The organism is Pseudoalteromonas maris (genome assembly GCF_049257235.1).
Classification (GTDB): domain Bacteria; phylum Pseudomonadota; class Gammaproteobacteria; order Enterobacterales; family Alteromonadaceae; genus Pseudoalteromonas.
Genome location: NZ_JBMMUF010000008.1, coordinates 129,620 through 154,759 on the forward strand (window position 1 = coordinate 129,620; position 25,140 = coordinate 154,759).

The following is a 25,140-nucleotide window of genomic DNA, read 5'->3' on the forward strand; positions in this document are numbered from 1 at the left end:
TTTTTTGTGATTTATTAAATTTATAGTTGTTATTGTGGCTATATTTTCAGTGAATGGTTAAACAGTTCACATTCGGGTGATTTAAGTTACAGTGAAATGACACTTTCTCGTTTAAAGGAATTGATCATGGCACAGCGCATCTCTCACAGCGGCTTGTCTATTGACGCTTGTCTGTATGAGTTCATCACGCAAGAGGTTTTGCCTCATGTAGGGATTAATGCAGACACTCTGTTTCAAGGTGTGGCAGATATCGTTACCCGACTGACTCCCATCAATAAAGCGCTTTTAGCAAAGCGTGACACCTTACAACAGCAGATTGATAGCTACTATCAACAACATACCGAGCATAACCTGGATGAATATACTGCCTTCCTTAAAGAAATAGGTTATCTCGTCGACGCACCTGAAGATGTGCAAATTGAAACTTCCCACGTTGATGCAGAGATAGCCACCATGGCTGGTCCACAGCTGGTCGTGCCGGTGAGTAATGCACGCTTTGCACTTAACGCAGCGAATGCCCGCTGGGGCTCTCTGTATGATGCGTTGTATGGCAGCGATGTTATTGGCGAGGAAGAAGGGGCTGAGCAAGGCGGTCAATATAACCCAGTGCGCGGTTTTAAGGTGATGGCTTATGCTCGTCAGTTTCTAGATAGTGCGTTACCTTTGCACAGTGGATCTCATATCGAAAGTACCGAATATGCCATTAATAACGGTGAGTTGGTTGTCACACTTGGCGACTCTCAGCAGGTGACACTTGCAGACAAGACACAACTGATTGGTTTTCAAGGGCAGCCGCAACGACCCAGTGCATTACTTTTCAAACATAATGGTTTGCGTTTTATTGTCTGCATTGACCCTCATCACCGTATTGGCAGAGACGACAAGGCCGGAATCAAAGACGTTATTCTCGAAGCTGCATTGACCACCATTATGGACTGCGAGGATTCGGTCGCCGCGGTTGATGGTGAAGATAAAGCCCATGTATATCGCAATTGGTTCGGATTAATGATGGGGGAGCTCAGTTGTGAATTCACAAAAGGTGAACAGACACTAAAGCGCACACTTAATGAGGATCAACAATTTACTAAGTTAGATGGTACGCACATTAACTTGCATGGCCGTAGCTTGATGTTTGTGCGTAACGTAGGCCACTTGATGACAAATCCGGCTATTTTAGACGGTGAAGGTAATGAAATCTTCGAAGGTATTATGGATGCCGTGTTCACCACCTTATGTGCTCTTCCCCAAGTGAATGGCCAAGCTAAATTGGCCAATTCTCGCCATGGTAGTATCTATATTGTAAAACCTAAGATGCACGGCCCCGAGGAAGTCGCGTTTACCAATCAGCTTTTCAGTGAAGTCGAATCGCTATTTGATTTACCTGCGTTCACGTTAAAAATGGGGATTATGGATGAAGAGCGTCGTACCTCAGTGAATCTTAAGGCCTGTATAGCACAAGCAAAACAGCGTGTTGTATTTATTAACACGGGCTTTTTGGATAGAACTGGCGATGAAATTCACACCGCAATGAAAAGTGGCATGGTGTTACCTAAAACCAAAATAAAAGAACAGCCTTGGATTAATGCATACGAAAAGCGCAATGTTGCCATTGGTTTAGAATGTGGTTTGAGTGGGAAAGCGCAAATCGGCAAGGGAATGTGGCCGATGCCAGATAAGCTTGCCTTGATGATTGAACAAAAAATTGCCCACGTTCAATCAGGTGCCAACACGGCGTGGGTGCCCTCCCCTACTGCCGCCACTTTGCATGCTTTGCATTATCATCAATATAACGTATTCGACCTGCAGCAAACGCTTGCACCCGCAGACCACACGTCATTGGTTGATTTGTTGACGACACCTATCGACAATCAGCAGGCGTTAACGGCAGAAGACATTCAACTTGAGCTTGATAACAATGCCCAAGGGATACTCGGTTATGTTGTGCGCTGGGTTGAACAAGGGGTTGGTTGTTCTAAGGTACCAGATATCAACAACGTTGGCTTAATGGAAGACAGAGCTACATTGCGCATTTCTAGTCAGCATATTGCTAACTGGCTCTACCATGGTGTGTGCAGTGCTGAGCAAGTAACCATGACGATGCAACGTATGGCTAAGGTCGTAGACGAACAAAATGCTGGGGATCCAAACTACCAGCCTATGGCAACTGATGAACAAGCCCTTGAAAAGAGTATTGCGTTTAAAGCGGCGATGGACTTGGTGTTCAAAGGTTGTGAGCAACCAAGCGGTTACACAGAGCCATTACTGCATCATTATCGTCGCGTTTTTAAAGCGCTTTGTGCATAAGTGTAAAGCCCCTTTACACCAAAAAGCCGGATATTAATCCGGCTTTTTTTTGAAATTAATCAGATGCTTACTTATCTACAATCGCGTTGTGATACACGTTTTGAACGTCGTCACAGTCTTCAAGCATGTTCATGAACTTCTCAAAGTTCGCAATGTCATCTTCATTCGTAATTTCAATGTGTGTTTGTGGTACGAAAGTGATTTCGTCTACTTCGAAATTAATCCCTTCGAATGCTTCAGACAGTGCTGTTTTCGCTTTGAAATACTCAGTGTGAGGTGCAAATACAGATACCTTGCCGTCTTCAACTTCAACATCAGTAACATCAACATCAGCCATCATGAGTGCTTCAAGTACTGCTTCGTCATCATCGCCTTCAAAGCCAAGGATAGCGAGGTGGTCAAACATGTGTGCCACACAGCCTGGGCTACCAATTTTTGAGTCCGTCTTAGTGAATGGTAGACGTACATCTTTAATCGTACGGTTTGGGTTGTCTGTTAAACAATCGACAATGACCATGCAATTGCCAGGACCATAACCTTCATAACGAGCTGGTGAATAGTCTTCCCCTGCTCCACCCGCGGCCTTCTCAATCGCTTTATCAATAACGTGAGCTGGTACTTGGTCTTTCTTAGCTTTATCAATTAAACGACGAAGAGAAAGGTTTGTTTCTGGGTCAGCTCCGCCGTTTTTTGCAACGACGTAGATTTCTTTACCGTACTTTGAGTTTACTTTTGTTTTTGCCGCGGCTGTTTTAGCCATGGCGTTTTTACGAACTTCAAACGCTCTGCCCATTTTCGATCTCTCAAGTTTGAATATTATTTCTGGCGATGATTTTATCAACTCAAGGCAAAATGGGCTAGTACCATGTTTTTATAAAAGCGATATACGTGTCGGTTAAAAAAGAAAAACCTTCTATTTAACATAACTTAAAAATAGAAGGTAACTCACTGAAGCATTTCATTACATAATCAGCGCTGTGAGCATATTCAGGTAAATCGTCTGGCGCGTACAAGCAAGAACGCATTTTTGCATTGTGTGCGGCCTCAATGTCGTATCGGTAATCACCTACGTAGATAAGATCGGATGGATTCATTTGCCATAACTGCGCGATATGAAGTAACGCGCTGGGGTCTGGTTTAGGTGGTGCATCATCGCGTGTCAAAACCACATTAATCGGCAGAGGGTTTCTGGCAATCTTGATTTGGGTGGCTTGTTCACAATTACGCGTCACTATGGCCATCGGGATGTCATGTCGGTGAAGTTGGTAAATGGCCTGCTCTACTCGAGGTAAGAAGCTCGCTTGATGTGCATCTGCTAATTCATGTTCTAATATAATATTCTCAGCGCGAGCCTTTTCTTCTTGGTCAAGGTTTGCCACAAAATCTAGAATATCCTCACTGGGGTGGCAGTTAATTTCATCTCTTATTCGCGAAAAATCCAGAATTGAACTGAACAGTGTGCCGTCCATATCAAAGATTGCTCCACGCAGCTGTGTGTGTTTGCTATGTATCATTACATGCCCTTTTCATATTTTTTTAAGTATACGTTGTGAGCTGTTCAATAGCGCATTAATTTACTAAATTCTATGCTTTTTAAAATGCTAATGGATGTAGAAATATGCATTTAAATCATGTTGTTGCATCGTTTTGTAAAGGGGGTTGCCAATGAAATTATTTCACCCCCCTCTAAAGGGGTTGCATTCAGAGTCCTTTTAATTTTAGAATTTCGCACTTTTTTAAATTGTGATCTATAAAAAAGGGACAACGAAAGCGGTTAAATCTCGTGTCGTTTTATAAAGTAAGCGAAAGGAAGATCACTTAGATTCGCACATAGCAGAATAATAATTTGGTGGCGCTATGGATTTTTACGTCCTGAAAAAGAACGAAGAGTTGGTTGCTATTCCAGCCGATGAGCAGCATTGCAAACAATACTTAGATAATGGCTATTATTACGTTGATAAGGTCGCTGCTTGCGATGAAAATACAGCTATTCGGCAAACAAAATCTCAGTATCAACGCAATCTACGTATACCATTGATGGCATTTGCCATTGCTATTCCGGTGTTGTTTGTAACCTGGTGGCAACTCACTCACTAAGCGTTTAACGACGACATCGCTTTTTCTTCCATGATATAGTGAGCGCATAGAATGATAATAATATAGATTCATGCGCTTATTACACACTTCTGATTGGCACTTAGGTCAGCTTTTTTACGATCATGAGAGATATGACGAACACGCCGCGTTTCTAAGCTGGTTGCGTGAGGAAATTGTACAACAAAAGGTCGACGTGCTGCTTATCAGCGGCGACATCTACCACACAGCCACTCCCCCTACTCGTGCTGAAAACCAATTTTATCAGTTTATAAAATCAGTCAATTCCGACAATCCACAACTGTCTATCGTCGTGATTGCAGGGAATCATGATTCTTCGAAGCGCATTACTACGGCAAAGCCTCTTTTGGCTCAGTTTAACACCCATGTGGTCGGCCACTTTGAACATCAACATCCGTCACAATGTGTAATTGATATACACAAAGACGACCAACACCTCGCCGTGCTCGCTTTACCTTATCTACGCGCCTGCGACATCGCAGATGTGAGACAAAGTTACAGCATGTCAGTGAAAAACGCCTATCAGTCCATGTTAGATTGTGTGGATGTGACAGACAATACGCATATTGTTGCTTTGGGTCACCTGCATGCTCGCGGTGCAGCTGTGAGTGAAGACTCAGAACGTGCATTGGTGATTGGTGGCGAAGATGCAATAGGCTGTGACGTATTTCCTGAGCAAGCTAGTTATGTGGCGTTGGGTCATTTACATAAAGCGCAAAGAGTTAATAACAACGAACATATTCGTTACTCAGGTACACCCTTCGCGATGTCTTTCGCCGAGCGAAAGTACCAACATCAGGTGGTGTTAGTCGACTTACACACAGATCAGAGTATTAGTGTAAACCCCCTTTACATACCCCAATTTAGAAAGTTGCATCTTGTGCCCCAGAGTGAACTGTTATCCCTTGATGAAGTGTGCTCACACATTCGAGAGATAGAAATGGCTGAAAACGAAGTCGGTTATATTCGTGTGCGTTTGCCTAGCAGTGAATTAGCCGTCGATTTCAGAGCAAAGATAGAGGATGCCCTGTTGAATAAGTCACTCTTATTCTGTGGGGTAGAGCGGGTACGTAAGGACTATGATGAAAAATCAGCTGACTTTGAACTGCAAGACCTTGGAGAGTTAGAGCGCCTAGATGCTACGCGCTTGCTGGAAATTGCTTTAGAAGATCATCCTGAATTGTGCAAAAACGACATGTCTGAAGAAGTAAAATCTTTATTCGAGCGCCTAGTGGAGGAGGTTGAGCTCGGAGGTGCTAATGAAAATTAATCGCCTGCAAATCCATAATTTAGCGTCCCTTGTAGACGCAGACATCGATTTTAGTGCGTCTCCACTTTGTGATACTGGCTTGTTTGCGATAACCGGTGATACCGGCGCTGGGAAAAGCACACTTTTAGATGCTCTTTGTCTTGCTTTGTATGATAAAACCGCTCGCCTATCTAACGAAAGTACTCAGAAAGTAGAATTCAATGGTGACAATGTACGCTTGAACGACCCTCGGCATCTGTTGAGGCGAGGCACAGGGGTCGGATTTGCTCAGGTTGACTTTACTGCAATCGACAATAAGCAATATCGAGCTTTGTGGAAAGTATCCAGGGCACGAAAGAACCCTAAAGGCCGACTTCAAGCACCTGTGCATGCATTGTATGAACTCCCAAGTGAGCAATTGGTGTGTGATGCAAAGTCTGAAACAAAGAAGGTGATTGAGCGCCTTATAGGTCTTAATTTCGATCAGTTTTCACGCGCGGTAATGTTGGCGCAAAATGAATTTGCGGCATTTTTGCGAGCACAAGGAGACGATCGTGCTGCGTTACTAGAGCGACTCAGTGGCACACAAAAATACTCATTAGTGGGGCAACGCGTCTATGAAGGCTATAAGCAAAAGCTCACTGAAGTAGAGACGTTTCAACAATCAATGAATGCGGTTCATCTACTCTCACAAGAGCAAGTTCAGAGCTTTACTGAGGAATTAGCAGATTCACGCACTAAGCTAGCCGAGCGCAAAGTTGAACATGAGTCCATTAAAGCGCAAATGCAGTGGTACCACAGCGAGCAACAGCTTGGACAAGAGTTAATGTCTTCGCGTGACGCCCTCGCTAAAAACGCTACCGACATGGAGGCAATTGCGGCGCCCTATGCACAGGCAAAACTCAGCGCTGACTGTTGGCAAATAGAAGAGGTGGTTAATAACGAGCGACGGTTAACAGAGCGCCTTATACAGCAGCAACGTCGTATCGACGAATTACGTCAAAGTACCACGGAACATCAGTTAACAGAGACCCGCGCAAAACTTAATCAAGCTGAGCAAAAGCTCAAATCCGCTCAGGCTGAACTCACTGAGCAAAAACCTCAGTTAGAGCAGGCCACAATTATTGATGTGAAGGCAGCACAGCTAGGTGATAGCTTGGCTAAGTTAGCAAATCAAGAACAGCAACTTACACAGACGCAACAGGCATTAAATAGCAGTGTCGTTGAGCTTGAAAAATCGCAGCAACAGTTAGCTTCGCAATTAGCGCTAGCCAAACAGCAACACCATGCTCAGCCTTGGCTTGCCGAGTTAGTAAAAAATTGGTCTCACTATGCCCATCTATGGCATGAAATCATGGGATTAGTAAAGGGGACTGATGAGAAAAAAGCCCAGTTACACTCTGTTTCGCAAACGCTGAGTAATGCGCAGGAACAAGAGACTAAACTGGCCAGCTCGGTTGAGCGATTACGCGCCAGTGCATCTGATTTAAATACCCGGGTCGACCTTGCTCAACAACATGCAGCGCAAGTATGTCCAACTAGTTTGCAGCAGCAACTCAGTGAGTTACATCAAGGACATGAGCGTTTTGCGCAGCGCCATCACACGCAGCAACAGATTAATCAGCTCATCGAGCAACAGCACATAGCTACTGAGCAGCTGCATGCCTATGAGCAAGAGCTGTGTGAACTTGCACCACAGCAGGGCGTACTTGAACAAGCACTGGCGAGTGCAGAGGCGGCGTATCAACATACACAGTTGCGTGCGAGTGAGCAGATCACTAATTTACGTACTCAACTCGTAGATGGTGAACCATGTGTAGTATGCGGTTCACAGCACCATCCTTATGCCAACGATGAGCACAAAGACAGCGCTTTTGCAGCGTTATTAGCTGATTTCAAAGAGCAAGTGCGTGTTGCTAAAGCGAATTTGGATCAGTATTTAACTAAGTGCAATGATCTGCACACCTCAAAGCGCTTGGCGCAACAAGGTTTGGCACATAATCACGAACAACTCGCTACATTAACTGCCCAAGAGCATGAGCTTACAGCGTTATTGTCAGTGTTTGCGCAGCAGGTTGCCCCTGACGAATTAACTGATCAGTATTTTACTAACGCGATAGGGGTCATTGAGGAGCAGCTAGCGCAGCAGCAAAAGCGAGAAACTGAGTTAGTAAAATTACGATCTGAGTATTCACAGTGCTTACAGACGCTTGAACAAGCTGCAGGCCAACTTACCCAGCATCAACAGCACCACCAAAATCAACAACGTGAGTACCAACGATTCAGTGATGAAATTAACGCGGCACAGACACAATGTGATGCACATGTTAGTCGCTTAGCATCTACTTTTGCCCAGTGCGATTGGTGGAAGGACGATGTCATCCATTTGTGTGATATATGGCCTGAACTGGTGAAAAGTAAAGAAAAATTCGAGCGTCAACAAGAGGATATAGAGACGCTTGAGCGACGTTTAGCGCAGGGTAAAGATACATTAGATCAGAATTTTACCAAGTTAGAGTCCGTATCTTCATCACTACAGGAGTTACACGCGCAGCAACAGGAACTAGAGCAAGAGATCACTGTTTTACTAACTGAGCGATACACGCTTGTTGCTAAAGAACGCCAACCAAAGGTCCTGTTGGGTGAACTTGAATCAGCGTTGGTAAAGGCCAGCGATGCGCACAAAAGCATGCTAGAACAGTTACATAGTTTGGATAGCCAATTAGCGAATGAGCGCAGTGAATTAGCGCACTTAGTAAAAAATTGTTCTCAGTTACATGCCGACTTGGATGAAGCAAATACCGCCTTTAGCCAATGGCATCAACAGACATTTACAGACGGCACTGCGCCAACTAAAGAGCAGATCATTGATTTACTAACTCAAGATAGAGCGGCTGTGCGCGAAGTGCTTGAACACTATGCGCGTTTGCAGCAACAAAGCATACGCCTTGAAGCGCAACTTGAGCACACCAAGGAGCGCATTACCAAACACCAACAGCATGCTCCAGAGCTCACTTTGCCCATGCTTCAAAGCAAACTCACCAGTGTAGAAAGCGACATTGATGAGGTGCAGCAAGCGATGACTCTGGTTGCCGCTAAGCTCGAAAATCATAATCAAAACCTTGCACAGCTGGCCGATAAGGCGCAGCAACTACAGCAGTTGCAGGCGCAACTGGAGACGTGGAGCGTGCTCAACAGTGCGCTCGGTGACGCGCAAGGTAAGCGTTTACGTAATTTGGTGCAAAGCCAAACCCTTGCCATTTTGCTGGCGTATGCTAATCAGCATTTACAAAGTCTTTCGAAACGCTACCGGTTAACGAGAATAGCGGGTACCCTTGATATCGCCATCATCGATCAAGACATGGCAGATGAACAGCGCAGCGTAAATACGTTATCTGGCGGCGAGTCATTTTTGGTTTCACTCGCATTGGCTCTAGGACTGGCTTCTTTGTCATCCAATAAGGTTAAAATAGAATCCTTGTTCATTGATGAAGGCTTCGGTACGTTGGATGCGCAGACGTTAGATGTGGCCATGGACGCGTTGGATAACTTGCAATCGCAAGGGCGCAAAGTTGGCGTTATTTCGCATATCGCTCAGCTTACCGAACGCGTTGCCACGCAAATTAAGGTAACCAAACGCCCAGGAGGCTATTCACAGGTGAGCTGTGAGTAAATAAAGGAGGTCTAATGCCGACATTTACAGGTGATGAAGCGATACATTATGACAGCCGTATTCAGCGTCTTGTACCCGGTTATGAGTTACTGCACCAACTTACTCGGGCGCAATGTCAGGTGCAGCTCAAAGCGGATGCCAAGGTGTTGGTTGTAGGAGCCGGAACCGGTAAAGAAGTGCTTGAACTGGCCAAAGAAAACCCACAGATGCAGTTTGTGGCGCAAGATATTTCGCGCGATATGCTAGATATCGCTCAGCAGCGTTTTAACGAAGCGGGAGTGCACAGCAGGGTAAAGTGTCACCTTGGTTCATTAGAGGGCTTAGAAGGGGCCTTTGACGGCGCTATATGCCTGTTAGTCATGCATTTCATTGCTGATGATGGTGGAAAAGCACAGTTGCTTAAACACATTCGTGCACATTTGCACAATAACGCTTGGTTGTGGATAGCTGATCTGATGAAGCCCGAAACTCAGTTCGAGCGCGACGCGCAATTTGTTGTGTGCCAACAACTCGGGCTAACTGACATTGGCGTTGAGCGCACTCGTCAGTCATTTGCTACGTCATTTTTCGCACTCGATCGAATGCGCTTCGCGCAATTGCTAGACGATAGTGGCTTTAGTGTGGCTCATTGCTACTTCAAAGCATTGAGTTTTGCAGGGTATGCAATCAGCTGTGAGTAGCCTTTTGGTCTTCTTTAAAAACTAAATCCAGCTGTTTTTGTAAGGTCGCAAAGTTGAATGGTTTCACAATGAAGCCATCGACTTTTGCTTTAATGAGATCTGTCACCACTTCTTTTTGATCCTCACAACTGACAACGATAACTGCGATATCATTCCATTTTTCATTGGCTCGGATACTTAGGAACAGGTCTTTGCCACTGATTTTAGGCATGTGCAGATCGGTCAGAACGAGGTTATACCTTTTCTTCTTGAGCATCTTTAGAGCCTGCTCACCATTGGTTGCCTCATCCACGTGTTTAAAATCTAATTTACGTAGCATATTGGTCAATACATGGCGCATTAGAGGCATATCGTCAACAACTAGTACTCTCACATAATCCCTTAAATTCGTTGCAATCTTTCTAGTGTAGCTCAGTTTTAACACTGTGCTTAATACCAATTCACTTGAAAACTATCGTGCTCACGTCGTTAAACTTTTTCTAAGTACAATAATTACATAAGAACAATTTTAATGAATTCAGCACATCATTGATCCAGCGCTCTACCTAATCACGTGTTTTTGCCGAGGTCTATAAATCAATTTTCATTACGCTACGCATTTAAATTATGATCAATGAGCTGGCATAACGTCTCTATTTTTACATTACTTAGTTGTCTGTAGTCAAAATAAGGACAAACAATAACGTTATTTTCTTTATCTATAGCAAATTCATCATTGAGCCAGATCAGATTTATACCAAGTGAAGAGTCACCACTCAGTTCTTTAGCATGTTGACGACCGGCTATCACATGCAATGCCGCTGTGCTGAGATCTGGGTCGCTAAATAGCAAAGCTGTTTTCGATTTTGCACTGAGAAGACATTCATCGCGCAATTGCTGCCATGATTGCACACAGTTCAATGAAAGCGATTTAGGTTGTAGCGTAAAAAGCCACTTAGCATACACATTAAATACTTTGCGCCAGCCGTTGCCAGCTTCGCTATTAATCTGTTCAATCAAGTGTTTATTCAATGGCAAAACCGTATCGAGTTGTTGGTATTGAATTAGCCTTGGTCGGTTTTTAACATAGACTCTAATAGTAGCTTTCTCATCACCAAACCCAATGCTGTGGTGCATAATTTAAATACTCTTAGTAAAAATTTGATCTGTTACACGTGCCGAAGTTTACTAACGCGTTAAACCAATCTAGTTTTATGAGCGTACATACGACGTCGACTCGCTCGTAATCGTAACGATGGATGACAAAATAATCTACTTCATATCAATAAATTACTTTAAGAAGAGGACCTTCGATGCGTAATAAGATCATTATTTTACTAACCTTGATGCTGAGCGCCTGCACCTCCATGCCTGAGCAAGTCGCTCCGGTGACCCCTTTCGACCTGCAAAAATATACGGGCACTTGGTATGAAATTGCGCGCATGCCGCACTCATTTGAGGAGGGCCTGTCAAAAGTAACAGCCACCTACAGCATCAATGAAGACGGGACGGTTAAGGTATTAAACAAGGGTTTTGATGCACAACAGGGGCAGTGGTCCAGCGCTGAGGGAAAAGCTAAGTTTGTCGGTAGTGATAATGTAGGGCATTTGCAAGTGTCGTTTTTTGGCCCGTTTTACTCGTCTTATGTTATTTTCAAACTCGACCAACAAGGATATCAGTACGCTTATATTAGCGGCTACAACACTGACTATGCATGGTTGTTAGCTCGAACGCCTGAGGTAGAACAGGCACTTATTGATGACTTCAAACAAGAGTTATCACAACGGGGCTTTGCTTCAGATAAGCTGATTATAGTGGAGCAATAAACTACTAAAAAAGTTGTAAAGGGGGTTTACAGATCAGTTTTTTACTAACCTGTCAGTCATGAGTTAGTAAAAAACTGATCTGTACTTTCACAAAATAGTCATTCACTTAACCTTTAGATTCAGTATTCACATGCGAATAAATCGCATCGTTTGATGTTCACCAAGCTTGCTACATGACGACACTAGGTCGTGTTGACACTTGCTGTTAGTTTTAAACAAAATACCTACCTCAAAAGTGAAGACGCTCTGGGCTAAGTTAGTAAAATGCTGATCTGCGTATTGATGAGTCATCAAGGCAGTAGAGTTAGTAAAATGATGATCTACAGCAAACATTAATGCACGTGTAAAGGGCGAGAATGGGATGCTTATACACGTAGGGGAGGGCGCATGGCCTTGATTGATGACATTAAAGACTGCCAGCTTTGCCGTGACACTTTGCCCATGGACCCCAAGCCGATTGTGCAGTTCAACCCTGAAGCTCCCATATTGATTGCCGGGCAGGCCCCGGGAATAAGAGCTCATAAACATGGGCGGCCCTTTTGCGATCCCAGCGGGGATAGATTGCGACAATGGTTAGGGGTGACGAGTGAGCAATTTTATAACAGCAAGTATTTTGCTATTTTGCCGATGGGATTTTGCTACCCTGGTACAGGCAAAAGTGGTGATCTGCCTCCTATGCCACTGTGCGCGCAAACGTGGCGCGCTGATATTATAACCCAGTTAAAAGATCGAAAACTAACGCTGGTTTTGGGTCAATACGCTATGAATTATCACAGCAAAAGGGGCTATAAAACAGTCACTGAGGCCGTTGAAGATTGGCGTTCAAGCTGGCCTGAACAACTTATTTTGCCACACCCAAGCCCCCGTAATAATCGTTGGTTTAAGCGCAATCCTTGGTTTGAGCTAGATGTTATCCCGCAACTGCAGGCGCGTGTCAGACAATTATTATGGTCTGTTGACCTTTGAAGTAAGTCTTTGGTTGACCCCATTGGGCAGCGCCATTGGGGTGTTTTTTCTGCGTTTTCGCCTGACTTACATAGAACGACTATGCGACGCAGGCTCTCCCTTGCCAAGAGGCCCCAATGACAGCTGCAAAAACACACAGAAAAGGTCAACAGACCCTAGAATAAGCTGAAATAAAATACTACCCAAGTAGGTCTAATGACACGTATTTTCTGATCTCATCTTTAATATCAAACGAAATATGGATACTCAAAATGACCCATTATCTTAGTGCTTTGTTGTTGCTGATTTGCGTGTGCTGCGTTGTACCATCACTTCATTCGTAAGGATGATGTTCTAAAAAGTATGCTGTAGAAAAAACACGGGGGGTGTAAACCCCCTTGCCAACATTAAGCCTTATTGGGCTTGTTGAAGTATTTTTCATTAATAATCAAAGCAAGCATGATAATTGCGCCACCTATACTCAAGCGGACGATATCGGCATCACGATTCCATATCAGGACGTTAACCAGAATCCCTGCGGGAATAAGCAAGTTATTCATGACCGCCAGGGTGCCTACGTTTACCTGAGTAGCCCCTTTATTCCATGCAAAATAACCCACTCCTGAAGCGATTAAACCCAGATAAATCAGAACCCCCCATTGGGTTGGTGTGTGTGGAAGTTGCTCGCTATTGCCAAATAGGGCATAACTCAATAACGCAACCAGCAAAGCGCCAATAAAGAAGCAGCCGAAGACTTGGTGTTGTGACACATGGGCATGGTCGCGCATCAGTCGCTTATACAAGACCTGACCACTGGCAAAACACAGGTTAGCAGCTTGAACGATGGCAAAGCCGATAACAAAGCCCTGATTGATGCCATCATAACGGATCGCCACGGCGCCAATAATCGCAAGCAATGCCGCAGCTAAGAAACCAAGATTTAAGTGCTTATCTAACGCGTCATTTAGCAAGGTGACATAAAGCGGGGTCATGACTGTGAAGAGCAGCACCTCGGGCACAGTTAGAAATAAAAATGAGTGGTAGTAAAAACCATACATCAAACCGAGTTGAATGCCGCCGATGCCCATTAGTTTTAGCGCCAAATGAGTGTTTAATTGCTGTAAACGTAAAAAGGGTAAAAACACACACGTTGCCAGTGCAATGCGAGTAAGCGCAGAAAACCAAGGGTCTACCTGTCCTGCTAAATAAACGCCGATAAGGCTAAAAGAAAAAGCCCACAGTAAGGTGGTTGCTAATAGATAACTCATGATGACACTAACTTGATGACACAAAACGTTATTATGGCGCGCAATAGCGCCTATAAACAACCGAGTAGTTCGGAAATAAAAAGGGGCGTCTAGCCCCATGTTTCTCAATAGCGTTGTTTAAAGGAGTAAATGCGTATTAAAAAACGCGAGGGTGTGCTGCCACGCCAGCTCTGCATTCTCTTTGTCATAGCGGGCTGTGGAGTCATTATGAAAGCCATGCTTGGCGCCTTTATACATATGCATTTGGTAAGGAACTCCTTGCGCCTTCAAGTCTTTTTCATAATCGGGCCACGTGTTGTTTACGCGCTCATCAAGTTCTCCAAGCTGGATGAGTAAGGGCGCTTTAATATTCTTGCGCAGTGCTTCGCTCGCTGGGGTGCCATAAAAAGGCACGCCTGCGCTTAGCAAATCACTCTCTACAGCGGCAAGATAATTGACAATGTAGCCACCGAAACAAAAGCCCACCGCACCCAATTTGCCATTGCTTAAGGGATGTGCTTTTAAGAAACGGGCGGCGGCGACGAAGTCGTTCTGAATTTTCTCTCTATCCATAGAGCGCTGCATTGCTCTGCCATCATCGTCATTGCCCGGATAACCGCCCAGCGGATACAGCGCATCAGGTGCGAAAGCGATGAACCCTGCTTTGGCTAAACGCCGTGCCACATCTTTGATATAGGGATTCAGGCCTCTATTTTCATGCACTACGAGTACAACAGGCCAGGAGGCTTTGTCGCTGGCGTTGTTGCTTTGTGGGATGACTAAGTAGCCCTGACCAGTACCGTGGCCTTTAGGGGATTCAAAGGTTGTATAGTTGGCCTTTATGTCTGGGTCGTTAAAGGACACTTGCTCGGCGAGTGCATAGTTTGGCAGCAGTGCGCTGGTGAGTAGCGCCATGGAGTAACCTGCTGCGACTAGGGTACCTAACTTCTTCATAAAGGTGCGCCTGTCCATTAAGCCATGCGCATATTCGTCGTACCAATCAAAGGCTTCTTTGGGGATGTGGTCATTGCCTTGGTAGCTCATATCCATGTCCTGTAAGTTATTGGTTTAGCGGTTAAGTGTAGACCAAGAAGCACACTTAGTTGTGCCCCTATCGAGCAGATTGATACGCGCTAAAATTGTATTTAGTCCACATCCAATAAGGTGTGACGTAGCCCTGCTTCATAGCGTGTGATTTCAAAATCAGGAAAGCGTGTTTTGAATTTTGTCGAATCAAAGAGGTTATCTGCAGTGTATCGCCCTAACAGCTCTTTGGTTTCACGTACTTGCTTGTTAAATAGGCCAATTAGGGTGTGTTGCCAAGGCTTTAAAACAGTGTAGCCACAAGGACGATTCAATATACTTTGTGCAAGAGTAATTATTTCTGCGTAGGTAAGGCGATTGTCGTCACAGGGGAGGTGCCACGTTTGATTATAAGCATCAGGAGTATTACCCAGTAGCGCCATTGCTCTACTTGCATCAGGTGTATAAATCAAAGTGCGCAGGGTATCGTCGCGCATAAAAACGAGTGCCTTTTTGCCTGATTTTAGTTTGTCTAATACCGTTGCGTTGGTGATGCTTTGGGTTTTGCTCGGGCCGTAAAACTCAGGCGCACGACAGATCATGGCTTCGATTTGATGGTTGTCCATCGCGGTTAATAACATCTGTGCTGCTTGAGCGCGCGCATGGCCTTTGCTGCCATGGGGCTCAAAAGGTGATGACTCGCTCTGCAATTGCGCACTTTGTTGGTACATGTAGGTATTATCAAAGTACACAAGTTTTGCTTTATGGTGCGCGCACGCTTTGATGACATTAGCCATCATGATGGGCCATTGCTTTAACCAAAGCGCCGAATCTATCGGCATTCCTGCACATAGGTAAACAATATGAGAGCCCGCAATGGCGCGCTCAGTTTGCGCATAATCGAGCAGATCAGCACTGACGATTTCATCACTGGGATGAACCTTGTTGGGATTGCGACTCACTAGGCGAATACTCTGCGTATATTCTTGGCGTAAAACCTGCGCTAATTCAGTACCTATTTGCCCATTTGCGCCCAAAATAGTTTGCATCTTATTGACTCCTAGTAGTTCATTGCTTGGAACCGAGGCTGGGAGGCAATATCCTCAAGCCACCGCACAATATCAGGGTAGGTTTGCAAATTAAAACACGCCCTAATTATTGTTTGCGTTAGTTTCTGTTTTTATTAGCGCGTAAGTGTATCGCCAATATGCGTTATAAGGACATCTACAAATTCTGTAAACCCCCTTTGCAGTTCACAAAAAAGAAGTGCGCTTTTTCCGATTAAGTCGCGATGTTACACTTATGCCTTCTTTGCAGTTATAACATTCACGGCATGCTACAGATATCAAATAATGTCACCATTGATGAGTGGGAAGTGGAGCTTTCAGCTATTCGCTCACAAGGGAGTGGTGGTCAAAACGTTAATAAAGTGGCGACAGCCATACATTTGCGTTTTGATATTCATCGCTCGAAGTTGCCAGATTTCTATAAAGAGCGCTTGCTCGCCTATCGTGATACCCGCATTACCAAAGATGGCGTGATTGTGATCAAAGCACAAAGCCATCGCACGCAAGAGCTCAATAAAGAAGAAGCGCTAGCGCGTTTGAAAGAGCTTATTTTAGCTGCAACTAAGGTGGAAAAGGCGCGCCGGGCGACTAAACCTACTCGCAGCTCTCAACGTAAACGCGTGGATAAAAAGGTACAGCGAGGGCGTACAAAAGAGCTTAGAAAAATGCCTAAGATGTAGGCATGACTTATACGATCTTTTTATTACCTCATTTTGTATCTATAATAAATCCAACGTATTGATACTTGGCCTAATAGCGTGCGCAAATCCAGTTCCGGTTTTACCCTTATTGAGCTCATCGTTGTGATTGTATTATTGGGAGTGCTCGCGGTGACCGTGGCACCCAAAGCGCTAAATTTAAAAACCGATGCCCGTATTGCCGCTTTGCAAAGCGCTGAAGCAGCGTTTAAAACGCTTGATACGTTGGTGTATGCAAAGGCGTTAATACAAAATCAAACTGGAGTCGATTCTGGCGTGTTCAATATTGATACCGATGATGATGGTAGCAATGATGTCATTGGTTATTATGGGCATATCAAGTTTGTTGGCTCTGTGCGTAATTTGCTTGAACTTGATGATTCTTTGGCAATTAGTAAATCATCCGGGCCAACATTTAGCACGGCTTACTACCTAATTTATTATGTAGATACGCTCCCTACAGCGAATCAACGTTGCATGATAGAAGTCTTTTACCCAGATGCATCTGCGCTTAGCGCGCCAATTACAACAAATCTCGTTGTTGACGATTGTTAAAGGGAGCAGCGCTTCACTGCTCCCATTGAGCCACCAAATTACTGCTCTTTATCTCCGTACTTTTCAAACCACCAAAGAATATAAGCGACTTTGGCCATCAAATTAGATGGGCGCTTGGTGATGCCGTGTGACGCATCAGGAATACGTACCATGGCGGTATCTACACCTTGTAACTTCAGAGCTTGGTAATATTGTTCGGTTTCTGATATTGGGGTGCGGTAATCCGCTTCTCCGGTTAATAACATGGTTGGCGTTGTAACATTACCCACATAGCTAATAGGAGATCGTTTCATGTAATGCTCAGTGTGATCCCAAGGTTTGCCAGGGAACCAATAGTCGGTAAAAAATGGATAGAAATCAGCAGTTAGCACGAAGCTGAACCAGTTGATAACGGGTTTTGCAACAACCGCTGCGGCAAATCTATCTGTGTGCCCAACAATCCATGAGGTTAACACTCCACCGCCTGAACCACCGGTCACAAATAACTTATCTTTATCAATGAAGCCTTTAGCTAGCAGCGCATCTACACCTGTCATCAAGTCATCGAAATCATTACTTGGGTAGTTATGATGAATCGTTTGCGCAAACTCTTTACCGTATGAATCACTCCCTCTTGGATTCATATATAAAACTACATTGCCTTTTGCCGCAAAGAGCTGTGCTTCAGCACTGAAATGAGGGCCATAGTTGGCAACAGGACCACCGTGGATCTCAAGGATAAGCGGATACTTCTTGCTAGCATCAAACCCCGGCGGGTAGACAATCCACCCCTGAATATCGAGGCCATCATGTTGGGATTTCACCCACAGCTCTTCAACTTTACCTAGATTTTTATGGCCAAGCGCATCGTCGTTTAGCTGTGTTAAACGACGTATTTCGGAGCGTTTGGTGATAGCAATATCAGCAGGCCGTTGAGTGTCTGCAAGAGTGAATGCTATCTCGCCATCTTCGCTGATATCAAAATCACCCCCTGAATACGGGCGCCCAAACGCCGTGCTACCTATTTTTTCGGTAATGAATTTGCGTTTCCCTTTCAAAGGCTGGTAGGCGAGGGTGGTTTGTCCTTCACTGTCGTAACTGAAATAAACCCCTTTGCTTGTGCTGTCCCATTGGATGCTTTCAACCGAGCGGTCTAGGTCATCAGTGATACTTTTTGTGTCCCTTGACTTTAAGTCACGAATGTATAGGCGCGTGTTTTCGTAGTTAGTGCGTTTATCGTCGTAGCCCGTGTAGGCAAGGTAGCGCCCGTTGGGCGACACCTGGGGCTGGTTGTCGGGACCGTTCCTGTCAGTAAGCGCGGTAATTTCTTTGGAGTCGAGATCCAGCGTATAGATTTCTGAATTAATCGGTTTTAATTTGGCATCATCATGGCGATTAGCTGAGAAATAAAGTGTTTTACCATCACCACTAAAGCTCAGTGTGCCACCATGATTGAAATCTCCATGGGTTAACTGATTAGCATTTCCCCCTTGGGCAGAGATGCTAAATAGGTGGCTAAAGCCCGCTTTGGTATAACCTGCGCCGTCAGCACGATAGTACACATCGTCAATGAACACAGCTGGGTCTGCCCATTTCGCACCTTGTGGTTTGCCGGGCAAGTTTACTGGGTTTTTCGCTGGCGCAGGCACAAACATACTAAAGACGAGGGATTTACCATCGGGTGCCCATGTCGGTTTAGAAGGGCTTTGGGTGAGATTGCTTATTTTGCTCAGTGCCCCCGTTTTTAGCCATTTCACGTACAGCTGCGCGCTGCCATCTCTGGTTGAAATAAAAGCAAGACGGTCACCGCTGGGCGACAATACTGGAGCGAAGTCTTGGTGCAACCCGCTCGTCACTGGCATCAGTGTTTTATCGTCAGTGCTTACTTGCCAAATATTGCTGAACTTGGTGTCAGTTTTAATATCCATGCGGTTGCGGACAAAAAAGACTTGTTCACCATCATCAGCAATATCGATTTGGTTGGCATATTCTAAGTCGAACACATCTTCAAGCTGCAGGGGGGTGAGCTCTGCTGCCATCGATAGGCTCCCTGAGGTGAGAGATAGAGCGCACGCAACGTGGCGCACAACATGTGTAAATTTCATATTCAATCCTTCGCACTAAACAGAACATTAGTTGTAGATTGACTGTTACACGATTGCAACTTGTTGCGCTGAGTGTATGGGGTAGCTCTTATTGGCGAGAAGAATAAAGTGAATAGATTTTATAAATGCAGCTAACTCAATTGGGGTGCTAATTTTTATAGTGATAAGGGGCCGTTAACGCACAAGCATATTCGGTTTCATTGCTAAACTTGATTAACAACGATTGTGGGGGATTGCTACTTGCTCATAATAAATTACAGCGACACCTTTTGCTTACATCTTTTAGCTAAGACTTTGTGTTAGCTTAAATTGGCGGCGTTAATTTGTGGTTTTGCGCCGATACCGTAAATAAACCAAACATCACTCAATTTATTTTTAGGAGAAAAGGGCCTGCACCGAGCCCACTGCAGCTATGAAGCAAATAATAATTACACTTATCACCTTGCTGTGCTCGTTTTCTGCTGTGGCGGCACAGGAAAGCACGGCGAATTTGAACCTCACTTCCACCACTGCCGGTTACGCGGCGCTCATTATTTTCACTATTGCCTACATCTTGGTCATGGCTGAAGAAAAGCTGCATATGCGCAAGTCTAAGCCTGTACTGGTTGCTGCAGGCTTGATATGGATTATCATCGCCAGTGTCTACCCCACTGAGCATGCTGCTGTGGTGGAGTCAGCGTTTCGCCATAACCTACTTGAATTTGCTGAGCTCATGCTCTTTTTACTCGTAGCAATGACCTATATCAATGCCATGGAAGAGCGGCGGTTGTTTGATGCCCTGCGCGCATGGTTGCTTAAAAAAGGCTTCACCTATAAGCAATTGTTTTGGATCACAGGCGCGTTAGCATTTTTTATCTCTCCTGTGGCGGATAACTTAACCACAGCACTGTTAATGTGCGCTGTGGTAATGAAAGTTGCTGAGCACGACAAAAAATTTGTGGCGTTGTGTTGCGTGAGCATTGTGGTTGCAGCGAATGCGGGCGGTGCTTTTAGTCCGTTTGGTGATATTACTACGCTTATGGTGTGGCAAGCGGGGCAGGTGACCTTTACCGAGTTCTTGCGCTTGTTTATACCATCGCTTGTTAACTACCTAGTGCCTGCCATTGTGATGAGCTTCTTTATTGAAAACCGCACTCCGACAAGTGTCGACAACGACGTTGAATTAAAACGCGGTGCGCTGCGCATTACAGCGTTATTTTTGTTAACCGTTGCTACAGCCGTTGCATGCCATATCGTACTGCACCTGCCGCCTGTGCTTGGCATGATGATGGGCTTGGGTTATTTGCAATTCTTTGGCTATTACCTACGTATGACCTTGCCAGGCTCTTTGGCGCGTAAACGTGCCATGGCTGAGCGTCAAGGAGATCAAAAGCGGCTATCGCAACTTGGTAGCGTGGTGCCATTTGATGTGTTCAGCAAAGTATCACGAGCCGAATGGGATACCTTATTATTCTTCTATGGCATTGTGCTGTGCGTTGGCGGGCTTGGTTTTATGGGGTATCTCAGCCTGCTTTCAGAGTCGTTATACGGCAACATGAGTGCGACCTTAGCAAACAGTATTCTCGGTGTGGTGTCGGCGGTTATTGATAACATTCCGGTGATGTTTGCAGTGCTGTCGATGGAGCCTGACATGTCCCATGGTCAGTGGTTGTTGATCACGCTCACTGCGGGCACTGGTGGTAGTTTATTGTCTATTGGCTCTGCCGCAGGCGTGGCACTGATGGGCCAAGCGCGAGGCTATTATTCATTTGCATCGCACCTAAAGTGGACACCTGTGATTGCTCTGGGTTACGTTGCCAGCATTGCCGTGCACTTGTGGATCAATAAAGCGGTATTTTAGTCATATAAGGCGCGTATTCACTCACGCTTAACGAATATGCGCCTTCATGATGCACCCGGTTATTGCCACTGATAGCGCAAGGTGACTAATGCTGTTCTGGGTTTACCTGGGAAGTATCTATCGCCACTGAAGGTGGTGTAATCAGCGCGCTCTGCATAGCGCTCATCAAATAGATTCTCGATACGCATAGTGGCTTGCCATTGCTCACTCAGTTGCCAGTTTGCTCGCAAAGCAAATACGTCGTGGCCCTCGTAACTGTGCTGATTTTCTGCGTCAGTAAAATAGTTATCCATGTGGTGCCACTGTAACGATATCATCAACGCATCTGAGGCTTGCCAATTGATGCGGCTATTTGCCACCCATCGAGGAGCGGTATCCATGATATTGCCTTTAATATTTTGCTCACCCGATATTTGCTCATGCTCATAGGTATGCAAAGCATTGCTGATTGCTGTTTCTAGACGCCAGTCATCCGTTAGGGTGTAGCTCAATTCTAACTCGAGTCCTCGGTGCTTACTTTGCCCCTGACTGACATTGAAAAAGTCACTGTCGCGGTAGATGACATTGTCTTTATTCATCACATAACCGGCCAATGTAAACTGTATGTCGTTGTAAGCCCCCTTTACACCCATCTCGATGCTGTTGAGTGTTTCACTGTCTAAATCGGCTATTTGCTGCGCTCGTTGCAGCTGGTATAACTCCGAAGTTTGTGGCGCCCGGTAGCCCTTTGCGATGTTGGTGTAGGCAATGAGGTCGCCATTTACTTGATAGCTTATTGCTAACTTTGGTGAAAGCTCACTGAATGTTGTTTGGCCGCTGGCTGGACGGGAGTATCTACAACCACCCATGGCACAGGTGCTGCCATCTTCTTTGGTGCGCCCAGCAAGCATATGATTTTGATAATCATATTCTAAATGTTCATAGCGTGCGCCAAAATCTAGTTGCCACCGTGTACTGCGATATTGCAGCGCTGCAAATGGCGCAAACTGACTGGCATCAACTCGGTAATCATAGTGCTTACCTTGTGGAATCGTCGCTTGCAAAAATGCTGAGCCAGATGTGGGATTACCTTGGTATTGCCACATATCACCTTGGGTAAATTCTGCATCCAAACCAAGTTGCACGCGCCAGTTGGTTGTCAATGTATGTTGTAGCAGCGTATTTACGCCAACACTGCGTTGCGCATTTTTCTCGAGTGGTTGTCCGGGTAAGAAATGCTTTAAAAATGTCATTTTTTGGTCGCGTACATAAGGCGTAATAGCAATGTCAGTGGCTTCATCGTATTGCCACAGCACGTTTGACCATGCGCGTAGCGCACGATTATCACGAAACGCTTTTGGGTTGGCATTTTGCTTGGCCAAGTCTCGGTCTTTGTAGCTTTCAAACCCCTCAATATAGCCAGCTGTTTCTTGGTTTAGGTTGGTATAAGTGATACCGCTTCGCACGGTGATAGTACTAGTCTCGTAACGATGCTGAAGGTTTACTTTTTCTTGGTCGACTCCCTCATCATCGCGGTAGCCGCCGTCACGAGTTAGGCTAATATTGACGCCAAACCCTTGCTGGCCTAAATCCTGACCTAATTGCAATTTACCCCGTGTGTAACCGTAGGAGCCAACATCTAATGCCGCAAAACGCCCGCCATAGGTCGGGTTGTCGGTGATCACATTTATCACACCGTGCACGGCGTTTGCACCATAAAGCACAGATCCAGGTCCTTTTAGCACTTCAATGCGCTCTGCCATTTCCATGTGCGCTTCAAAGAGCTCATTCACGTTACAAAAGCCCGAAGCGCGCAATGGAATGCCATCTTCGAGCGTAAGAATGGCACCACATGCACCCGAGCCGGTAAAAACAGGAGAGCGCAAAGCGGGGAGGTACTCTTGACCATTACCATGTTGGATGTTTGCGCCGGCGATGGTTTGTAATGCCTTTTCGATGTGTGTGGCACCAATTTGCTCAAGAGTATTTTGACTCACGCTACTAATCGCTAATGCTTTGATGTCGTCATCAATGGCAAAGCGTGAGGCTGTGGTGGTGATGCGTTCGATACTTTGTGTGCCATCTTGCGCGAAGGCGATAGGCTGAAACAGTGAAGACAGAGAAAAAACGATAAAGAACTTACTAAAGCGCATAGACATGTCGAATTCAAAATTTTTTGTTAATGGTAATGGGCTTACTTATACGCCGCAAACCTATGCGATGGATTATCCCAATTGAATTTAATCTCTCAAGGAGGGGGCAATATTTAAACAATAAAAAAGCACACAGTCTTCATTAGCTCTGTGTGCTCCTACTCAATGGTTTTGGGGCTATTGTGCTTCTACCCACATTACGCCGACATCTTTTTTGACCACTTTTACTTTGGTTCCGGCAGTAAGTGGGTGCTTACTTTTTAGTTTCCACTCAATGCCAGAATAAGCGTGAGTCGTCAAACCTTGCTCGTCCACATCATTGCTCAAAACAAAGCTTAACTCGGCGAAATCGGAGTTAACTTCGCCACTGTCTCTTTGTTCCTGCATACGCTTAAGCGGCTTCCACAGCACCACAGACAAAATAGCTGTGACGAGGGTGTTACTCCATAACGCCGTGGTGACGGTGCTGTGTAGTAAAGAGAAGTTCATCAGCATACCGGTTGCCAGTAAAGACAAACCTAAAAACAACAGGATAAAAGTAGACATACCGAGCACCGCCACTTCGATGATCAGCGCAACAACGCCTAAGATCATCAAGGTTTCAGCGAGGTTATTGGTTATAAACTCCATAATCAACTCCTAGGTTTAGCTACTTTTTTGTTTATTGTTCAAGGAGTTGATGATTGACATGCCTTGAGCAACTAAAGAGCTTGCATCTGTACCACTGTCAGGTAGTAACACCACTGAAGATTCACGAGCAATGGCCTCTTTAGCTGCGATTGCTTTCGTTGCCAAGTCTAGCTGAATGGCTTTTTGACCTTTTTCAGTTTCTGCTGCTTCACCGACTTTTAGAAGTGCGTCGGCTTGTGCTTCAGCAACCGCGATGATGGCTTGCGCTTCACCCTCTGCACGTAAGATTTGCTCAGCTTTTTCAGCTTCAGCAGCAAGTACTTGTGCTTGCTTTTTACCTTCTGCAACGTTGATTGCAGATTGGCGATCACCTTCAGATTCTAGAATTTGCGCTCGTTTTACACGCTCTGCTTTCATCTGCGCTTCCATTGCTTCCATAACAGAGTTAGGTGGCACAATGTCTTTGATTTCATAACGCAGAACCTGGATACCCCACGGCTCAGACGCTTGGTTTATCGCCGCAACAATATTGGTGTTGAGCATATCACGCTCTTCAAAGGTTTTATCCAGCTCCATTTTACCCAACTCTGAACGCATGGTCGTTTGCGCCAATTGAGTCACAGCGAACACATAGTCATCTACGCCGTAGGTTGCTTTGTAGGGGTCAAGAACACGGAAATAAAGTACACCATCAACAATCAGTGAAATGTTGTCTTTGGTAATCGCAGATTGTGATGGTACGTCTTGCGCCTGCTCTTTTAAGCTTCGATCCGCGGCAATGCGATCGATAAATGGCACAATAAAGTTCAAACCTGCTTCTTTGGTTGATTGATATTTACCAAAGCGCTCGATAAGCCATGCACGATTTTGTGGCACGAACTTAACGCTGCTTTTTAGCATCACAATGACAAAGATCAGTAAGAAAGCCTCGACAGTGAATAACATATCAAGGATTTGCGAAATTGGGTCCATAATACTCTCCTTAGAAAAGACCGTTGGTACCTATTTTGTTGATAGAAGTGTTTAATTTAGCACCGGTTTTTAGACTAGCATTGGTACTCACTTAGGGCTACTAAAAAGTGCAATGCCAATG

At 45.1% G+C, this 25,140-nt stretch carries 21 protein-coding genes; 10 read left to right on the plus strand and 11 right to left on the minus strand.

Going from position 1 to position 25,140, the window contains the following annotated elements; genetic code table 11:
* Positions 1-126 precede the first annotated feature (126 nt).
* Positions 127-2,304 carry a malate synthase G gene (locus AAEU32_RS12225; protein ID WP_421970808.1) on the plus strand — a complete coding sequence of 726 codons (2,178 nt, stop codon included), beginning with the start codon at positions 127-129 and terminating at the stop codon, positions 2,302-2,304.
* Positions 2,305-2,371: 67 nt separating this feature from the next.
* Here the strand turns inward: AAEU32_RS12225 and AAEU32_RS12230 are convergent, their stop codons facing one another.
* Both AAEU32_RS12230 and AAEU32_RS12235 read right to left on the minus strand, forming a co-directional pair.
* The gene (locus tag AAEU32_RS12230) at positions 2,372-3,097 is read right to left on the minus strand and encodes a YebC/PmpR family DNA-binding transcriptional regulator (protein WP_421970809.1); all 726 of its coding nucleotides are present in this window, start codon (positions 3,095-3,097) and stop codon (positions 2,372-2,374) included.
* Between the two features lie 124 nt (positions 3,098-3,221).
* Positions 3,222-3,818, minus strand: coding sequence for an HAD family hydrolase (locus AAEU32_RS12235; protein WP_421970810.1), 597 nt, complete (start codon positions 3,816-3,818; stop codon positions 3,222-3,224).
* A 343-nt stretch (positions 3,819-4,161) separates the two neighbouring features.
* On the opposite strand from AAEU32_RS12235, the gene AAEU32_RS12240 reads away from it, so the two are divergent.
* The 4 genes from AAEU32_RS12240 (at position 4,162) to AAEU32_RS12255 (ending at position 10,021) form a co-directional block, all read left to right on the plus strand.
* Positions 4,162-4,401, plus strand: coding sequence for a hypothetical protein (locus AAEU32_RS12240; RefSeq protein ID WP_421970811.1), 240 nt, complete (start codon positions 4,162-4,164; stop codon positions 4,399-4,401).
* A gap of 70 nt (positions 4,402-4,471) precedes the next feature.
* Entirely contained in the window at positions 4,472-5,689 is a 1,218-nt protein-coding gene (sbcD, locus tag AAEU32_RS12245; protein ID WP_421970812.1) for an exonuclease subunit SbcD, read from the plus strand.
* Entirely contained in the window at positions 5,679-9,341 is a 3,663-nt protein-coding gene (locus AAEU32_RS12250; RefSeq protein ID WP_421970813.1) for an AAA family ATPase, read from the plus strand. The genes sbcD and AAEU32_RS12250 overlap by 11 nt, the downstream gene beginning before the upstream one ends.
* A 14-nt stretch (positions 9,342-9,355) precedes the next feature.
* Positions 9,356-10,021: a class I SAM-dependent methyltransferase gene (locus AAEU32_RS12255; RefSeq protein WP_421970814.1), complete on the plus strand. Its 666-nt coding sequence runs from the start codon at positions 9,356-9,358 to the stop codon at positions 10,019-10,021.
* Here AAEU32_RS12255 and AAEU32_RS12260 read toward each other — a convergent pair.
* Positions 10,008-10,394 carry a response regulator gene (locus AAEU32_RS12260; RefSeq protein WP_421970815.1) on the minus strand — a complete coding sequence of 129 codons (387 nt, stop codon included), beginning with the start codon at positions 10,392-10,394 and terminating at the stop codon, positions 10,008-10,010. The genes AAEU32_RS12255 and AAEU32_RS12260 overlap by 14 nt on opposite strands.
* A 218-nt stretch (positions 10,395-10,612) precedes the next feature.
* Positions 10,613-11,137, minus strand: a complete 525-nt coding sequence (locus AAEU32_RS12265; protein ID WP_421970816.1) for a DUF6942 family protein — start codon at positions 11,135-11,137, stop codon at positions 10,613-10,615.
* Between the two features lie 176 nt (positions 11,138-11,313).
* Here AAEU32_RS12265 and AAEU32_RS12270 point away from each other — a divergent pair, with 176 nt between their 5' ends.
* Both AAEU32_RS12270 and AAEU32_RS12275 read left to right on the plus strand, forming a co-directional pair.
* A complete protein-coding gene (locus AAEU32_RS12270) occupies positions 11,314-11,826 on the plus strand; it encodes a lipocalin family protein (RefSeq protein WP_421970817.1) in 513 nt (170 codons plus the stop codon).
* 387 nt (positions 11,827-12,213) lie between these two features.
* A complete protein-coding gene (locus AAEU32_RS12275; protein WP_421970818.1) occupies positions 12,214-12,792 on the plus strand; it encodes a uracil-DNA glycosylase family protein in 579 nt (192 codons plus the stop codon).
* A gap of 386 nt (positions 12,793-13,178) precedes the next feature.
* Here the strand turns inward: AAEU32_RS12275 and AAEU32_RS12280 are convergent, their stop codons facing one another.
* The 3 genes from AAEU32_RS12280 to AAEU32_RS12290 form a co-directional block, all read right to left on the minus strand.
* Entirely contained in the window at positions 13,179-14,039 is an 861-nt protein-coding gene (locus AAEU32_RS12280) for a carboxylate/amino acid/amine transporter (protein ID WP_421970819.1), read from the minus strand.
* Between the two features lie 117 nt (positions 14,040-14,156).
* Entirely contained in the window at positions 14,157-15,062 is a 906-nt protein-coding gene (locus AAEU32_RS12285) for a dienelactone hydrolase family protein (protein ID WP_421970820.1), read from the minus strand.
* Positions 15,063-15,163: 101 nt separating this feature from the next.
* Positions 15,164-16,090 (minus strand): NAD-dependent epimerase/dehydratase family protein, encoded by a 927-nt coding sequence (locus AAEU32_RS12290; RefSeq protein ID WP_421970821.1) that lies wholly within the window; start codon positions 16,088-16,090, stop codon positions 15,164-15,166.
* A 284-nt stretch (positions 16,091-16,374) separates the two neighbouring features.
* Between AAEU32_RS12290 and arfB the strand changes: the two genes are divergently transcribed.
* Together arfB and AAEU32_RS12300 are read left to right on the plus strand one after the other, a co-directional pair.
* Positions 16,375-16,788, plus strand: a complete 414-nt coding sequence (arfB, locus tag AAEU32_RS12295) for an alternative ribosome rescue aminoacyl-tRNA hydrolase ArfB (protein WP_421970822.1) — start codon at positions 16,375-16,377, stop codon at positions 16,786-16,788.
* A gap of 78 nt (positions 16,789-16,866) precedes the next feature.
* Positions 16,867-17,361, plus strand: coding sequence for a type II secretion system protein (locus tag AAEU32_RS12300; protein ID WP_421970823.1), 495 nt, complete (start codon positions 16,867-16,869; stop codon positions 17,359-17,361).
* Between the two features lie 38 nt (positions 17,362-17,399).
* Here AAEU32_RS12300 and AAEU32_RS12305 read toward each other — a convergent pair whose 3' ends face one another.
* Positions 17,400-19,379: a S9 family peptidase gene (locus tag AAEU32_RS12305; RefSeq protein WP_421970842.1), complete on the minus strand. Its 1,980-nt coding sequence runs from the start codon at positions 19,377-19,379 to the stop codon at positions 17,400-17,402.
* A gap of 478 nt (positions 19,380-19,857) precedes the next feature.
* Here AAEU32_RS12305 and nhaD point away from each other — a divergent pair, with 478 nt between their 5' ends.
* A complete protein-coding gene (gene nhaD / locus AAEU32_RS12310) occupies positions 19,858-21,285 on the plus strand; it encodes a sodium:proton antiporter NhaD (RefSeq protein ID WP_421970824.1) in 1,428 nt (475 codons plus the stop codon).
* Positions 21,286-21,344: 59 nt separating this feature from the next.
* Here the strand turns inward: nhaD and AAEU32_RS12315 are convergent, their stop codons facing one another.
* The 3 genes from AAEU32_RS12315 to AAEU32_RS12325 form a co-directional block, all read right to left on the minus strand.
* Positions 21,345-23,417 (minus strand): TonB-dependent receptor family protein, encoded by a 2,073-nt coding sequence (locus AAEU32_RS12315; RefSeq protein ID WP_421970843.1) that lies wholly within the window; start codon positions 23,415-23,417, stop codon positions 21,345-21,347.
* Positions 23,418-23,594: 177 nt separating this feature from the next.
* Positions 23,595-24,047 carry an NfeD family protein gene (locus AAEU32_RS12320; protein WP_421970825.1) on the minus strand — a complete coding sequence of 151 codons (453 nt, stop codon included), beginning with the start codon at positions 24,045-24,047 and terminating at the stop codon, positions 23,595-23,597.
* Positions 24,048-24,062: 15 nt separating this feature from the next.
* Complete coding sequence (locus tag AAEU32_RS12325; protein WP_421970826.1) at positions 24,063-25,019, minus strand: SPFH domain-containing protein; 957 nt, start codon at positions 25,017-25,019, stop codon at positions 24,063-24,065.
* Between the last annotated feature and the right edge of the window lie 121 nt (positions 25,020-25,140).

Bases quoted from the DNA above. Each gene is read 5' to 3' on its own strand.
- AAEU32_RS12270 (WP_421970817.1), top strand. From the start codon at position 11,314: ATGCGTAATAAGATCATTATTTTACTAACCTTGATGCTGAGCGCCTGC.
- AAEU32_RS12325 (WP_421970826.1), bottom strand. From the start codon at position 25,019: ATGGACCCAATTTCGCAAATCCTTGATATGTTATTCACTGTCGAGGCT.
- AAEU32_RS12320 (WP_421970825.1), bottom strand. From the start codon at position 24,047: ATGGAGTTTATAACCAATAACCTCGCTGAAACCTTGATGATCTTAGGC.
- arfB (WP_421970822.1), top strand. From the start codon at position 16,375: ATGCTACAGATATCAAATAATGTCACCATTGATGAGTGGGAAGTGGAG.
- sbcD (WP_421970812.1), top strand. From the start codon at position 4,472: ATGCGCTTATTACACACTTCTGATTGGCACTTAGGTCAGCTTTTTTAC.
- AAEU32_RS12250 (WP_421970813.1), top strand. From the start codon at position 5,679: ATGAAAATTAATCGCCTGCAAATCCATAATTTAGCGTCCCTTGTAGAC.
- AAEU32_RS12235 (WP_421970810.1), bottom strand. From the start codon at position 3,818: ATGATACATAGCAAACACACACAGCTGCGTGGAGCAATCTTTGATATG.
- AAEU32_RS12285 (WP_421970820.1), bottom strand. From the start codon at position 15,062: ATGAGCTACCAAGGCAATGACCACATCCCCAAAGAAGCCTTTGATTGG.
- AAEU32_RS12275 (WP_421970818.1), top strand. From the start codon at position 12,214: ATGGCCTTGATTGATGACATTAAAGACTGCCAGCTTTGCCGTGACACT.
- AAEU32_RS12225 (WP_421970808.1), top strand. From the start codon at position 127: ATGGCACAGCGCATCTCTCACAGCGGCTTGTCTATTGACGCTTGTCTG.
- AAEU32_RS12305 (WP_421970842.1), bottom strand. From the start codon at position 19,379: ATGGCAGCAGAGCTCACCCCCCTGCAGCTTGAAGATGTGTTCGACTTA.
- AAEU32_RS12290 (WP_421970821.1), bottom strand. From the start codon at position 16,090: ATGCAAACTATTTTGGGCGCAAATGGGCAAATAGGTACTGAATTAGCG.
- AAEU32_RS12280 (WP_421970819.1), bottom strand. From the start codon at position 14,039: ATGAGTTATCTATTAGCAACCACCTTACTGTGGGCTTTTTCTTTTAGC.
- nhaD (WP_421970824.1), top strand. From the start codon at position 19,858: ATGAAGCAAATAATAATTACACTTATCACCTTGCTGTGCTCGTTTTCT.
- AAEU32_RS12230 (WP_421970809.1), bottom strand. From the start codon at position 3,097: ATGGGCAGAGCGTTTGAAGTTCGTAAAAACGCCATGGCTAAAACAGCC.
- AAEU32_RS12315 (WP_421970843.1), bottom strand. From the start codon at position 23,417: ATGCGCTTTAGTAAGTTCTTTATCGTTTTTTCTCTGTCTTCACTGTTT.
- AAEU32_RS12265 (WP_421970816.1), bottom strand. From the start codon at position 11,137: ATGCACCACAGCATTGGGTTTGGTGATGAGAAAGCTACTATTAGAGTC.
- AAEU32_RS12255 (WP_421970814.1), top strand. From the start codon at position 9,356: ATGCCGACATTTACAGGTGATGAAGCGATACATTATGACAGCCGTATT.
- AAEU32_RS12240 (WP_421970811.1), top strand. From the start codon at position 4,162: ATGGATTTTTACGTCCTGAAAAAGAACGAAGAGTTGGTTGCTATTCCA.